Origin of the sequence: Micromonospora sp. DT201 (assembly GCF_049841575.1) — a bacterium.
Classification (GTDB): Bacteria; Actinomycetota; Actinomycetes; order Mycobacteriales; family Micromonosporaceae; genus Micromonospora.
Genome location: NZ_JBNCKP010000001.1, coordinates 610,449 through 624,210, shown reverse-complemented (window position 1 = coordinate 624,210; position 13,762 = coordinate 610,449). Strand labels below are relative to the sequence as shown.

11 protein-coding genes are annotated in these 13,762 nt (G+C 70.7%); 7 read left to right on the top strand and 4 right to left on the bottom strand.

The genetic code is table 11. From position 1 onward, the window contains the following. Positions 1–324 precede the first annotated feature (324 nt). The 6 genes from ACLQ28_RS02980 (at position 325) to ACLQ28_RS02955 (ending at position 7,355) form a co-directional block, all read left to right on the top strand. On the top strand, positions 325–819 hold the full coding sequence (locus ACLQ28_RS02980; RefSeq protein ID WP_425684621.1) for a TspO/MBR family protein: 495 nt from the start codon (positions 325–327) through the stop codon (positions 817–819). A gap of 285 nt (positions 820–1,104) precedes the next feature. Continuing rightward, on the top strand, positions 1,105–2,448 hold the full coding sequence (locus ACLQ28_RS02975; protein WP_425684620.1) for an ABC transporter substrate-binding protein: 1,344 nt from the start codon (positions 1,105–1,107) through the stop codon (positions 2,446–2,448). A 66-nt stretch (positions 2,449–2,514) separates the two neighbouring features. After that, complete coding sequence (locus ACLQ28_RS02970; protein ID WP_425684619.1) at positions 2,515–3,561, top strand: carbohydrate ABC transporter permease; 1,047 nt, start codon at positions 2,515–2,517, stop codon at positions 3,559–3,561. Position 3,562: 1 nt separating this feature from the next. Then, positions 3,563–4,528 (top strand): carbohydrate ABC transporter permease, encoded by a 966-nt coding sequence (locus ACLQ28_RS02965; protein ID WP_425684618.1) that lies wholly within the window; start codon positions 3,563–3,565, stop codon positions 4,526–4,528. Positions 4,529–4,596: 68 nt separating this feature from the next. After that, on the top strand, positions 4,597–5,643 hold the full coding sequence (locus ACLQ28_RS02960; RefSeq protein ID WP_425684617.1) for a LacI family DNA-binding transcriptional regulator: 1,047 nt from the start codon (positions 4,597–4,599) through the stop codon (positions 5,641–5,643). 35 nt (positions 5,644–5,678) lie between these two features. Continuing rightward, positions 5,679–7,355 (top strand): glycoside hydrolase family 13 protein, encoded by a 1,677-nt coding sequence (locus ACLQ28_RS02955; RefSeq protein ID WP_425684770.1) that lies wholly within the window; start codon positions 5,679–5,681, stop codon positions 7,353–7,355. 161 nt (positions 7,356–7,516) lie between these two features. Here the strand turns inward: ACLQ28_RS02955 and ACLQ28_RS02950 are convergent, their stop codons facing one another. The 3 genes from ACLQ28_RS02950 to xylA all read right to left on the bottom strand — a co-directional run bounded on the left by ACLQ28_RS02950 (position 7,517) and on the right by xylA (position 11,688). Beyond that, positions 7,517–8,971: an MFS transporter gene (locus ACLQ28_RS02950; RefSeq protein WP_425684616.1), complete on the bottom strand. Its 1,455-nt coding sequence runs from the start codon at positions 8,969–8,971 to the stop codon at positions 7,517–7,519. A gap of 93 nt (positions 8,972–9,064) precedes the next feature. Beyond that, positions 9,065–10,492, bottom strand: a complete 1,428-nt coding sequence (gene xylB, locus ACLQ28_RS02945; RefSeq protein ID WP_425684615.1) for a xylulokinase — start codon at positions 10,490–10,492, stop codon at positions 9,065–9,067. An 8-nt stretch (positions 10,493–10,500) separates the two neighbouring features. Continuing rightward, positions 10,501–11,688, bottom strand: coding sequence for a xylose isomerase (gene xylA / locus ACLQ28_RS02940; protein WP_425684614.1), 1,188 nt, complete (start codon positions 11,686–11,688; stop codon positions 10,501–10,503). Between the two features lie 78 nt (positions 11,689–11,766). Here xylA and ACLQ28_RS02935 point away from each other — a divergent pair, with 78 nt between their 5' ends. Further along, positions 11,767–13,005, top strand: coding sequence for an ROK family transcriptional regulator (locus ACLQ28_RS02935; RefSeq protein WP_425684613.1), 1,239 nt, complete (start codon positions 11,767–11,769; stop codon positions 13,003–13,005). Between the two features lie 76 nt (positions 13,006–13,081). On the opposite strand, the gene ACLQ28_RS02930 is transcribed toward ACLQ28_RS02935, so the two are convergent. Then, positions 13,082–13,738 (bottom strand): MarR family winged helix-turn-helix transcriptional regulator, encoded by a 657-nt coding sequence (locus ACLQ28_RS02930; protein ID WP_425684612.1) that lies wholly within the window; start codon positions 13,736–13,738, stop codon positions 13,082–13,084. Positions 13,739–13,762: the final 24 nt, after the last annotated feature.

Genomic DNA, 13,762 nt, shown 5'->3' with positions numbered 1-13,762 from the left:
CGCCGGGGTCGCCGCGACCGGAGCTTCGTCCTCCCGACAGAAGCACCGGTCGCAGCGGCCCCGGCGCTTTTTCGCGGGCGCTCCCGCCCCCTGACCCCGACCTCGGTCCGACCGCAGATGCCCCGTTGAGCCCCTGTAGAGCTGCCCCAGATCTGGGGCGGCGGGCCAGGGGCACGACCTCGACGGGCGCGACGGCCGCGCCTGGCGCGGTCCGTTGATGGGGCAGCTCTACAGGACCACGCTGGTGGCGGTGGGGCCGGTACGGGTGCCCGACACCCCGCCGTCGACGGTTTGAGCCGACGCCGGGTGGAAATTATCTCGACCATGGAGAGAGCTCAGGGGGCGCCCAAGACCTCCGGCCGACGGCGGTGGTGGGCCCTCGCGGGCTTTGCCGCGTTCGTCTTCGTCGCGGCGGCGATCGGCGGGCTGGGGGTTCAGGGCACCACCGACGAGTACGCGAGCCTGCGGCAGCCCGATTGGGCACCGCCCTCGTGGCTCTTCGGCCCGGCCTGGACGCTGCTCTACGCGCTGATCGCGGTGGCCGGCTGGCTGGCGTGGCGCCGGGTCGGCTTCTCTTCAGCCCTCTGGGCGTGGACCGCCCAGCTGGTGCTCAACGCGATCTGGACCCCGCTGTTCTTCGGCGCGGGGCAGTACGGCCTGGCGTTCGCCGAGATCGTGCTGATGTGGCTGGCGATCGGGCTCACCGTGGCGCTCTTCGCCCGGGTGTCCCGAGTCGCGGCCACGCTGTTGCTGCCCTACTGGGCCTGGGTCACCTTCGCCGCCGCGCTGAACCTGTCGATCTGGCGGCTCAACTCCTAGACCCGTCACCAGCAGGCTCATTCACCGCTTACGCATGCAACTCCCCCATGTCGAAAACCTTCGATGGGTTGCCCCGAGCCTGACAGATATCGTCAATCTTCGAAAGGGCCGAAGATTCGGCCCGGGAGCGCGCCCACGAGGCGACCCGAAGGTTTCTGGATTGTTACTCGCTCGTGTCTGACAGGGGCTGGACCGGATCGGATGCAAGCGCTTACATGTGTGCACGCCCAATCGGACCGGCGACGGGTCACCAGCACGACCGCGCCGGCTAGGAAGGAGGACCGCATGGCGGTCTTTGCCAGACCACGCCAGGCCTTCGTGATCGCCGGTGTACTCGGGCTGGCGCTCAGCGCCACCGCTTGCGGTACCGGCGACGACAAGAAGAGCAACAACGCGGGTTCCGCCGAGTGCGCCGCGTACGACAAGTACGAGGGCCACGACGGCAAGAAGGTCTCCATCTACGCGTCCATCCGCGACGCCGAGGCCGACCTGCTCGAGCGCTCGTGGAAGACGTTCGAGGACTGCACTGGCATCGAGATCGACTACGAGGGCAACGCCGAGTTCGAGGCGCAGCTCCCGGTCCGGGTCGACGGCGGCAACGCGCCCGACCTGGCCTTCGTGCCCCAGCCGGGTCTGGTCAAGCGGTTCGCCGACGCCGGCAAGCTGAAGTCCCTCGGTGCCGACACCAAGACGATGGCCGAGCAGAACCTGCCGGCCGACTGGCTGAAGTACGGCACCGTCAACGGCACCCTCTACGGTGTGCCGCTCGGCGCCAACGTGAAGTCCTTCGTCTGGTACTCGCCGAAGCTCTTCAAGGAGAAGGGCTGGACGGTCCCGACCAGCTGGGACGACATGATCAAGCTCAGCGACACCATCGCCGCGAGCGGCATCAAGCCGTGGTGCGCCGGCATCGAGTCCGGTGACGCCACCGGCTGGCCGGCCACCGACTGGATCGAGGACGTGATCCTGCGTACGCAGGGCCCCGAGGTCTACGACCAGTGGACCACCCACGCCATCCCGTTCAACGACCCGCGGATCGTCGACGCGGTCAACCGGGCCGGCACGATCCTGAAGAACGAGAAGTACATGAACGGCGGCTTCGGCGGCGTGAAGAGCATCGGCACCACCGCCTTCGGTGAGGCCGGCCTGCCCGTCACCACCGGCAAGTGCGCCATGCACCGGCAGGCGTCCTTCTACGCCAACCAGTTCCCCGAGGGCACCAAGGTGTCCGAGGACGGCGACGCGTTCGCGTTCTACTTCCCGGCCATCGACACGGCCAAGGGCAAGCCGGTGCTCGGCGCGGGCGAGTTCGTCGTCGGGTACGCCGACCGCCCCGAGGTGCAGGCGGTGCAGACCTACCTCGCCTCCAGCGAGTACGTCAACAGCCGCGCGAAGCTCGGCAACTGGGTCACGGCGAACAACAAGCTGGACATCGCCAACGTCGCCAGCCCGATCGACAAGCTCTCCGTCCAGATCCTCCAGGACAAGAGCGGCGTCTTCCGCTTTGACGGATCCGACCTGATGCCGGCTGCCGTCGGCGCGGGAACGTTCTGGAAGGGCATGGTCGAGTGGATCAACGGCAAGGACACCGCGTCGGTGCTTCAGGGCATCGAGAGCAGCTGGAAGTGATCTGAGCGGTGGGCCGGTCCGCACCCGCGGGCCGGCCCACCGGCTGATCTGGACCTGGGAGGGTCGATGGAGTTCGACTTCGCTGAGGAACAGCCGAAGTTCCTCATGCTGATGTACGGGCTGATCGCTTTCGTCGCGGTGGTGGGCGGTCTGCTCCTGCTGCTCGACGTGGTGCCGGCCTGGTTCGCTCGGCGGCGGGAGGCGCAACTGGTCGCCGCGTCGGCCAGCGGTGCCCCGCTCCCCCGCCGACGCAAGCGGGGGGAGGGCCTCTTCGCGCTCTTCTTCCTGCTGCCGACGCTGCTACTGCTCACGGTCGGGTTGGTCGTTCCGGCCATCCGCACCACGCTGCTGTCCTTCATGGACGCGGGCAGCACCAACTGGGTGGGGTTGCGAAACTATGGCTGGATGTTCTCCGACGACTCGATCGTCCGAGTCCTGATCAACACCCTGGTCTGGGTCGTTCTGGTCCCGCTGGTGGCGACCGGGTTCGGCCTCATCTACGCCGTACTCGTGGACAAGGCCCGGTTCGAGGCGGTGGCCAAGTCACTGATCTTCCTGCCGATGGCCATCTCCTTCGTCGGCGCGAGCATCATCTGGAAGTTCGTCTACGCCTACCGCGGTGATGGCGACCAGATCGGCCTGCTCAACCAGTTCGTCGTCAGCCTGGGCGGTGAGCCGAAGCAGTGGCTGCTGGAATCACCCCTGAACACGCTGCTGCTGATCGTCATCATGGTCTGGATCCAGGCCGGTTTCGCCATGGTGGTGCTCTCCGCCGCGATCAAGTCGATCCCCGGCGACATCGTCGAAGCCGCCCGGCTCGACGGCGTCAGCCCATGGCAGATGTTCTGGCAGATCACCATGCCGAGCATTCGGCCGGCGCTGATCGTCGTGGCGGTGACACTCACGATCGCCACGCTCAAGGTCTTCGACATCGTCCGGACCGCGACCAACGGCAACTACGACACCAGCGTGATCGCCAGCGAGATGTACAACCAAGCCTTCCGGTACGGCCAGAACGGTCAGGGCTCCGCGCTCGCGGTCTTCCTCTTCATCCTGGTCATCCCGGTCGTGATCTACCAGATCCGCAACCTCCGTCAGCAGCGGGAGGGCTGAGATGACGACCGCAACGCCGACCGTCGCCGCCGGCACCCAGAAGACCGACGCACCGTTGACCACCGCCGGGCGGGTTCGCCGACGGTTGAACAGCCGTACCGCGACGCTCGTCTCGATCGTCATCGCGGTGGTCTGGACCATCCCGACCTTCGGCCTGCTCATCTCGTCTCTCCGCCCCGAGGACGAGATCAAGACGACCGGCTGGTGGACGGCGTTCACCAACCCGCAGTTCACGCTGGAGAACTACCAGCAGGTCCTGTTCGGACGATCGTCGTCCTCCGGGCAACTCGCCAGCTACTTCATCAACTCGCTGGCGATCACCCTCCCGTCGGTGCTCTTCCCGCTCGCCTTCGCGGCCCTCGCCGCGTACGCGCTGGCGTGGATCAACTTCCGAGGCCGGGACTGGCTCTACATCGCGATCTTCGCGTTGCAGATCGTGCCGCTGCAGATGGCCCTGGTGCCGCTGCTGAAGTTCTTCTCCACCGGCGTCACCCTCGGCGGTGTCACCCTGATGCCGGCCTGGGACCTGGTCGACGAGCAGAAGTTCGCCCAGGTGTGGTTCGCGCACACCTGTTTCGCACTCCCGTTCGCCGTCTTCCTGCTGCACAACTTCATCTCGCAGCTGCCCGGGGACCTGATGGAGGCGGCCCGGGTCGACGGGGCCACCCACCCGAAGATCTTCCGCACCATCGTGCTGCCGCTGATCGCCCCGGCCCTGGCCGCCTTCGGCATCTTCCAGTTCCTGTGGGTCTGGAACGACCTGCTGGTCGCACTGATCTTCGCCGGCGGCGGCAACGAGACCGCCCCGCTCACCGTCCGGCTCGCCGAGATGGCCGGCACCCGGGGCAACGAGTGGCAGCGGCTCACCGCTGGCGCGTTCGTCTCCATCGTCGTACCGCTCATTGTCTTCCTGTCCCTGCAGCGCTTCTTCGTGCGAGGTCTGCTCGCCGGCAGCGTCAAGGGCTGACCCGCTCGTCCATCGTCGCCCGTCCCCTCGGGCGGCGGTGGACGTGCCGGGCACCGAGCGGGGGAACCGTGACGAGGATCGATGATGTGGCCCGGTTGGCCGGGGTGTCCACGGCCACCGTCTCGCGGGCCCTGCGAGGGCTGCCGACGGTCTCGGCCGCCACCCGGCGCCGGGTGCTCGCCGCCGCCGAGCAACTCGACTACGAGGTCTCACCGAGCGCGTCCCGGCTCGCCGGTGGCCGGACCGGCACGGTCGCGGTGGTGGTCCCCCGGATCACTCGTTGGTTCTTCAGCACCGTCGTCGAGGCGGTCGAGGAATATCTCCACCAGTCCGGCTACGACCTGCTGCTCTACAACCTGGGCGGCCGGGAGCAGGTCCGCCAGCGGGTTCTGCGTACGGCCAACCTGCACAAGCGGGTGGACGCCATCATGCTCGTCGCCACACCCCTGCGGCCAGCCGACCTGACCGCGCTGGCCACTCTGGAACTGCCCGGAGTGACCATCAGCTCGGGGAGCAGGGTGCCCAACTGGCCGTGCGTACGGATCGACGACGTGGCGGCCGCCCGGGCCGCCACCCGGCACCTGCTCGACCTCGGCCATCACCGGATCGCGCACATCTCCGGCGACGGGGACGACGAGTTGGCCTTCACCACCCACCTCGACCGACGCAGCGGCTACCAGGCGGAGTTGCGCTCTGCCGGCCTGCGGCCCGACCCGAGCCTGGATGTCGAGTCCACGTTCACGATCGACGGCGGCAACCGGGCCGCTGCGGAGTTGCTGACCCGCGAAGAGCCGCCAACCGCGATCGTCGCTGCCTGTGACGAGATGGCGATGGGTGCGATGACCGCGGTGCGCGACGCCGGGCTGCGGGTGCCGCAGGACGTCAGCGTGATCGGCATCGACGACCATGACCTGGCCAGTGTGCTCGGGCTCAGCACCATCGCCCAGCCCGCCGCCGAGCAGGGCCGGATGGCCGCCCGGATGCTGCTCGATCCGCTCGGAGGCCGCCCACTGGGAGCCACCGTGCGGCAGCGGAGAGCCGGCTGCGACACGCCGGTGATACTGCCCACTCGGCTGGTGGTTCGGGACTCGACCGCACCACCCCGGGCACACTGAACTCCACCACCCACAGCTCGACACGGGAGACGACCCTGAACACCGATCCGACGCAGCAGACCCCCGCCGGTCACCCGGTCACCGGCTGGTGGACCGAAGCGACCATCTACCAGATCTACCCCCGCTCGTTCGCCGACTCGGACGGCGACGGGATCGGTGACCTGCCCGGCATCACCGCCCGCCTCGACCACCTGGTCGAGTTGGGCGTGGACGCGGTGTGGCTGTCGCCGTTCTACCCGTCACCGCAGGCCGACGCCGGCTACGACGTGGCCGACTACCGCGACATCGAGCCGCTGTTCGGCACCCTCGCCGACGCGGACAAGCTGATCGCCGACGCGCACTCCCGCAACCTGCGGGTGATCGTCGACCTGGTTCCGAACCACACCTCCTCGGCGCACCGCTGGTTCCAGGCGGCCCTTTCGGCCGCACCGGGCAGCCCGGAACGGTCGCGGTACATCTTCCGCGACGGCCTCGGCCCGGCCGGCGACCAGCCGCCGAACGACTGGCAGAGCGTCTTCGGCGGCCCCGCCTGGACCCGGACGGTGGACCCGGACGGGCAACCCGGCCAGTGGTACCTGCACCTGTTCGACACGGCGCAGCCGGACCTCAACTGGGACAACCCTGAGGTGCACGCCGAGTTCCTGGACGTGCTGCGGTTCTGGCTGGACCGCGGGGTGGACGGCTTCCGGGTCGACGTGGCGCACGGCCTGATCAAGCAGGCCGACCTGGCCGACTGGCAGGAGCCACAGGAAATCCTCTCCGGCAACGAGGTCGACAAGCCGCGCCCGCCGATGTGGGACCAGGACGGCGTGCACGAGATCTACCGACAGTGGCGGCAGGTTCTGGACAGCTACCCCGGCGAGCGGGTGCTGGTCGCCGAGGCATGGGTGGAGCCGGCCGAGCGGCTGGCCCGCTACGTCCGCCCGGACGAGATGCACCAGGCCTTCAACTTCGAGTACCTGTTGGCCTCGTGGACCGCACCGGCCCAGTACGCGGTGATCACCCGTTCACTGGAAGCGACCGACTCGGTCGGCGCGCCGACCACCTGGGTGCTGTCCAACCACGACGTGGTGCGGCACGCCTCCCGGCTCGGCCTGCCGATCGGCACCGTACGACCCAACGGCATCGGCATCGGTGACCCGCAGCCGGACGCCGCTCTCGGCCTGCGCCGGGCCCGGGCGGCCACCCTGCTGATGCTCGCCCTGCCCGGCTCGGCGTACCTCTACCAGGGCGAGGAGCTGGGGCTACCCGAACACACCACACTGCCCGACGAGGCCCGGCAGGACCCGACCTGGGCGCGCAGCGGGCACACCCAGCGCGGCCGGGACGGCTGCCGGGTGCCGATCCCGTGGGAGGCCGACGCCCCGTCCTACGGCTTCGGGCCGACCGACGCGAGCTGGCTGCCGCAGCCGTCGCTCTGGGCGGAGTACGCGCTGGACCGCCAGCGCGACGTGCCCGGCTCGACGTACGAGCTGTACCGCACTGCGCTGCGGCTGCGCCGCGCCCACGGGCTGGGTCGTGGCACCCTGGAGTGGGTGCCCTCCAACGATGAGGTGCTGACCTTCCGCAACGCGGAGCTGACCGTGCTGACCAACTTCGGGGACGCCCCGGTGCCGGTGCCGGCCGGTGCCGAGGTGCTCGCCACCAGCGCACCCCTGGACGACGACGGCGCGGTCCCGACCGACGTGACCGTCTGGCTGCGCTCCGTCTAATCCGAGCCCGAGGGGGGCCAAGATCCACGCAACATCAGGGATGTTGGCCCCTCACGCTCGCCCCAGGCAGCACTTTCCCTGATGTTGCGTGGATCAAGGCGCGCGTGAGGTCGGGGCGGGCGGCGGGGGCGGCAGGGTGCGGCAGGGTGCGGCGGTTCGGGTCAGAGGCGGTCGGCGCGGGCGTGTAGCAGGTCGTGCACGTTGTCGATGTCCGCTGGCGAGGTCCGCGACGCGAGCCAGTACATGACGCCGGTGGGTATGAAGAAGAGCTGGAACGCAGCCAGGCCGACCGCGAAGTTCAGCGGCGGCGGGAATGCCGCCCGCAGCCCCTGGAAAGCCACCCCGACCAGTCCGTTGCCGGCGGCGCGACCGATCCCGTTGACCAGGTTACCCAGGCTGTAGACGGTGCCCCGGTGCTCCGGCGGGTTCACGTCGGCGATCAGTGCGAACCAGTTCGGCGAGTTGGCCGAGGTCAACGCGAGCGCCACGATCGCGGTGAGCAGGCTCAGCCCTACCGAGGGCTCGGTGAACACACTGGCCAGCACTGCGCCGACCACCGCGCCGCCGCTGGCGTCCTCCGGCACGTCGATGGTCACCGGCACGAAGAACAGCACCAGGTAGAACGGCAGCGCGGCGAGGATGCCGACTGCGGCGACCAGTGCCCGCCCTCTCGGCGTACGCCGTTGCACCGCGTCGCCGATCAGCCCACCCACGATGGAGAGCACCCCGCCGAGCTGGAACAGCGTGGCGAAGACGCTGCCCACCACCACAGCGGTCGACGCCGAGTAGCCCTGAGCCTCGGCCCGTTCGGCGAAGAGCACCGGCAGCCACACCAGCGAGCCGAACGCGGCCTGGGCGGTCAAACCCTGCAGGATCAGCCACCGGTTGGTCCGTCGGGCCAAAATGCGCGGCACGTCGGCGCGGCTGATCCGATAGTCGTACTCGGCACCGGCGTCCAGCCTGTCGGCGAGCTCCGGCTCGCTCTGACCACGCCGGATGTCGTAGGTGAACAGGTAGGCCAGGGTGGCGACCAGGCCGACGCCGGTCAGGACCAGGAACGGCCGCCGCCAGTCGGTTGCCCCGAGCAGCCCACCGACAAGCGTGCCCGCCAGGGTGCCGACCCCCTGGGAGAGGCCCCAGAAGCTCATCACCAGCCCTCGCCGGGTCGGTGAGATCAGGTCGGTGACCACCGAGAAGCCCACCGAGCCGACCGCGCCGAGACCGACCGCCGCGACCAGCTGTGCGGCGAGGAACGTCAGGTAATTGCCGGCGAGTGCGCTGCCGCCGGTGCCCACCGCCCAGACCAGCGTGCCCACCATGAGCAGCGGCTTGCGGTTGGTCCGGTCACCGACGTACGCCCAGCCGACCGCAGCGACCGCGCTGACCAGGAAGCTGACGGCGGTGACGAAGCCGAGCAGCCGCCCCGACACGTCGAACGCGTCGGAGATCGGGCCGTACAGCGGCGGGACCAGCCCGATCGCCACGTTATCCAGGGAGGCGAGCAGCACGAACACCACGACGCTGTACAACCGGTGCGCCGGGCCACCGCCCCGGCCGTGCACGCGCTGGCCGAGATGCGCTCTGCCCCGGCCGTGCCCGCCACTGGTCACCGTCATGACGGGCAGCCAACCAGACTCCGCCACGGAGGTCGTCACGCGGGTGGGTGCCGGGCCACGTCCACCGGCACCCACCCGCGTCGATCCCGAGCCTCAGCGGCGGTCGAGGACCAGCCCACGAGCTGCGGCGTACTGGTCGCGCACGGCGGGGACGGGCTCGGCCGCGTACTCCTCGGTGCCCTCGACCGCCCAGACCGGCGGCGTGGGACCGCCCAGGGCGACCCAGGCGGCCTGCCGGGCGGCGCCGTCGGCGACGTACTCCCCCGCTGGCGGCACGACGACCGGACAGCCGAAGACCTGCGGGGCGATCCGACGCACCGCAGCCGACCGGGCTCCGCCGCCGACCAGGATGACCCGGCGGACGGTGGCACCCTGCGCGGTCAGTGCGTCCAGGCCGTCGGCGAGCGCGCAGAGCATGCCCTCCACGGCGGCCCGCGCCAGGTGCGCGGGGGTCGACGTGCGCAGGGTCAGCCCGTGCACCGCGCCGGTGGCGAGCGGCCGGTTTGGCGTCCGCTCACCCTCCAGGTAGGGCACCATGACAAGCCCGTCCGCTCCGGCTGGCGCGGAGAGCGCCAGCTCGGCCAGCTCGTCCAGGCTGACGCCCAGCATCGCGGCGGCGGCGTCCAGCACACGGGCCGCGTTTAGCGTGCAGACCAGCGGCAGGAACCGACCGGATGCGTCGGCGAAGCCCGCCACGGCACCACTCTCGTCGGCGGCCGGCACGTCGGCAACGCTGAACACGGTGCCGGAGGTGCCGATCGAAACGACCACGTCACCCGGGCCGGCACCGACGCCGAGCGCGGCAGCGGCGTTGTCCCCGGTGCCCGCGCCGAGCAGCGCGCCGCCCGGCCCTCCCAGCTCGTCGGCCAGTTTCCCCGCCGACTCCCCTGGACCGAGCACCTCGGGCACCACCAACTGCCGGCCAAAGCCCCGCTCCAGCAGGTCCAGTCGGTAGTCGCCGGTGGCCGGCGACCAGTAACCGGTGCCACTGGCATCACCCCGGTCGGTACGCAGCGCGCCCAACCCCGGTGCGCCGGCCAGCCGCCACGTCAGCCAGTCGTGCGGCAGGCAGACTGCGGCAACCCGGGCTGCCAGCTCCGGCTCGTGCGTGGCCAGCCACCGCAGCTTCGTGATGGTGAAGCTGGCGACCGGCACACTGCCGGCGGCCTCGGCCCAGAACCGACGCCCAGCCGCGCCGCCGCCGGCCTCCTCAACGAGATCGGCGGCGGCGTCGGCGGATCGGGTGTCGTTCCACAACAGTGCCGGGCGGACCACCCGGCCGTCCTCGTCGAGACACACCATGCCGTGCTGCTGGCCGGCGACGGAGATCGCCGCCACGTCGGCCAACCCGCCGGCCTGGTCGACGGCGCTTCGCAGCGCCTGCCACCAGGCTTCCGGGTCAACCTCGGTGCCGTCCGGGTGCGATGCCCGGCCCTGCCGGAGCAGGGCACCGGTTTCCGCGTCCCGGATGACCACCTTGCAGGACTGGGTGGACGAGTCAACGCCTGCGACCAGCGGCATGGCGGGCCTCAGCGAGCGCCGAGCAGGTGCTCGACGGCGAGTTGGTTGAGCCGGACGAAGCCGAAGCCCCGGGCGGCGACGGCGTCGACGTCGACATCCTCGAAGGCGGACCGGTCGGCCAGGAACTCCTCGTAGCCCTCACCCGCGTCGAGCGTCGGCGTGTTCAGGTCGCCGACCTTGCTGGCGGCGAGCGCCTCGACCACCTCGGGGTCGGCGCGGAAAGCCGCAGCCCGCTCCTTGAGCAGCAGGTACGTGCTCATGTTGGCCGCCGCCGAGGCCCAGACACCGTCCATGTCCTCGGTCCGGGACGGCTTGTAGTCGAAGTGCCGGGGGCCGTCGTAGGTCGGCCCGCCGTTGGGGCCGCCGTTCTCCAGGAGGTCCACCAGGGCGAACGCGTTCATCAGGTCACCGTGACCGAAGACCAGGTCCTGGTCGTACTTGATGCCGCGCTGGCCGTTGAGGTCCAGGTGGAACAGCTTGCCCTGCCAGAGCGCCTGGGCGATGCCGTGGGCGTAGTTGAGCCCGGCCATCTGCTCGTGGCCGACCTCCGGGTTGAGGCCGACCAGCTCCGGGTGGGCCAGCTGGGAGATGAAACCGAGCGCGTGCCCGATGGTCGGCAGCAGGATGTCGCCGCGCGGCTCGTTGGGCTTGGGCTCCAGGGCGAACCGCAGGCCGTAGCCCTTGTCGATGGAGTACTGGGTGAGCAGGTCCACCGCCTCGCGGTAGCGGTCCAGCGCGGCACGGACGTCCTTGGCGACGTCGTACTCGGAGCCCTCGCGGCCGCCCCACATCACGAACGTGCTGGCACCCAGCTCGGCGGCCAGGTCGACCTGGCGCAGCACCTTGCGCAGCGCGTACCGGCGGACGTCGCGGTCGTTGCTGGTGAAGCCGCCGTCCTTGAAGATGGGGTGGGTGAAGAGGTTGGTGGTGACCATCGGCACCACCAGGCCGGTCTCGTCGAGGGCCTTGCGGAACCGGGCGATGTGCTGGTCGCGGGTGGCGGCGTCGGCCCCGAACGGGATCAGGTCGTCGTCGTGGAAGGTGATGCCGTACGCGCCCAGCTCGGCGAGCCGGTGCACTGCCTCGACCGCGTCGAGCTCGGGACGGGTCGCGTCACCGAACGGGTCGCGGGCCTGCCAGCCGACGGTCCAGAGCCCGAAGGAGAACTTGTCGGCGGGAGTGGGACGGGGTGCCATGAGCGACCTCCGGGGTGGTGTTGTCCGCTATTTGTTCAGCCATTGAATTATTTGCCCGCCGTATGGCACTGTCAAGGGGTGAGCCTCACCCACGCCCCGGCCGGCGCCGTCCGTCAGGGCAGTCTGCGCGAGCTCAACCTCGCCCTGGTGCTCGGCCGGATCGCCGCGGCCGACCGACCTCCGTCCCGGGCTGACCTCGCGACCGCGACCGGCCTGACCAGAGCCACGGTCTCCGCGGTGGTCGAGGACCTGCTCGCCGGCCGGTTGGTCAGCGAGTCCGACCCGGCACCCCGCGCCGGTGCCGGCCGCCCGGCACGGGGGCTGGTCCTGGCCGACCAGGGGCCGGCCGGGCTCGGCCTGGAGGTCAACGTCGACTACCTGACGGTCTGCGTGGTGGACCTCGCCGGCCAGGTCCGGCACCGCACGGTGCACCGCGCCGACCTGCGACCGGTGGCCCCCGCAGACGCCCTCGCCCAGCTGGTCGAGATGGCCGGGGCGGCCCGCGACGACGCTGCCGAGCAGGGCCTCACCCTGGTCGGGGCCGCGCTCGCGGTGCCCGGCCTGGTGGATGACGCCGGGATGGTCCGGCTCGCGCCGAACCTCGGCTGGCGCGACGTGCCGGTGCCCGCGCTGCTCGCCGAGCATCCTCCGCTGATCGCGCAGGTGCCCGGCGTCCCGGCACTGATGGTGGACAACGAGGCCAACTTCGCCGCACTTGGCGAACTGCACTCTCGGCCGCCCGGCCCGTCCAGCTTCCTGCACATCTCCGGAGAAGTGGGCATCGGTGCCGGCATCGTGCTGGATGGGGCCCTGTTTCGCGGCGTCCGCGGTTGGAGCGGCGAGATCGGGCACCTCCCGGTCCACCCCGAAGGCCGTCCGTGCCGCTGCGGCGGGCAGGGCTGCCTGGAGCAGTACGCCGGCCAGGAGGCGATCGTGGCCGCTGCCGGGCTGGCCCAGGCGGAGCTTCCCGCAGACACCGCGACGGCAAGACTGGCCGAGTTGGCCGAGGCCGGCGACGCGGACGCGTTGCGGGCGCTGCACGACGCTGGGACGGCGCTCGGTGTCGCGGTGGCCAGCGTCGTCAACCTGCTCGATTTGGACACCGTGGTGCTCGGTGGCGGTTACGCAGCGCTGGCACCCTGGCTGTGCCCGCCGGTGCTGGCCGAGATCGCCGGCCGGGTGCTCACCGCCGCCTGGTCGCCGGTCACGGTCCGGCCGTCGACGCTCGGCGCGGAGGCCGCCGCGGTGGGTGCTGCCGGTTCGGTGGCCCGCCGGATCGTCGCCCAGCCCGCCGGCTGGCTGGCCCGATCCGGCTGATCGACGACCCGCGCTCGCTGCGTCGGTGCCGGTGTGATCACACGACCGGGCCGGAGTGTCGGCCCGAACGCTCCGATCAGGCGGTCCGTGCCACCGGCGGGTCGCCAGCCGGCCACTCCCGGGTGGTGCCGATCGATCGTTCCGGGCCGCCCCACACTGTGCGGGTCTGCCGGTCTGAATCGAGCGGCCAGTCCTCCGAACGCCCAGTGGGCCGGTCCGGGTCGTCCGGCCGGTCCCCCTCGTGCCCCGTCGACTCGCCCGTCGCCGGCGCGCTCTGTGCCTGCTGTCGGCGAGCGATCTCGTCGAATTCCCGCATTCCGCTCAGCAACGCGTCGCGGCCCTCCGGGCTCATCGCGGCCAGCACGGTGGCGAGCTGCGCCTGACGGTCGGCCCGCAGCTCAGCGAGGAGTCGGCGGGCCTCCGGGGTGAGGTGCAGCGAGATCTCCCGCCGGTCGAAGCGGCCCGGCTCGCGCTCCAGCATGCCGGCGGCGACCAACCGGTCGCAGAGGCGGCTGGCGGAGCTGAGCAGCATGTCGAGCCGGGTGGCGAGCCGACGCAGGTTGATCCCGTCGTGCTGCTCCACCACCATTACCGCCCGTAGCTGAGCACCGGAAACGCGGTTGGCGGTCCCCTCTCGGGCGGATTCCCAGATGCCCAACAGGGCAGCGGCCGCCTGATCCAGCACGGCAGCCATACTCGTCTCGGGGTCCGTCGGACCGTTCAGTTCGGTCATGGTGGCCCGAGACTACTCCGAACC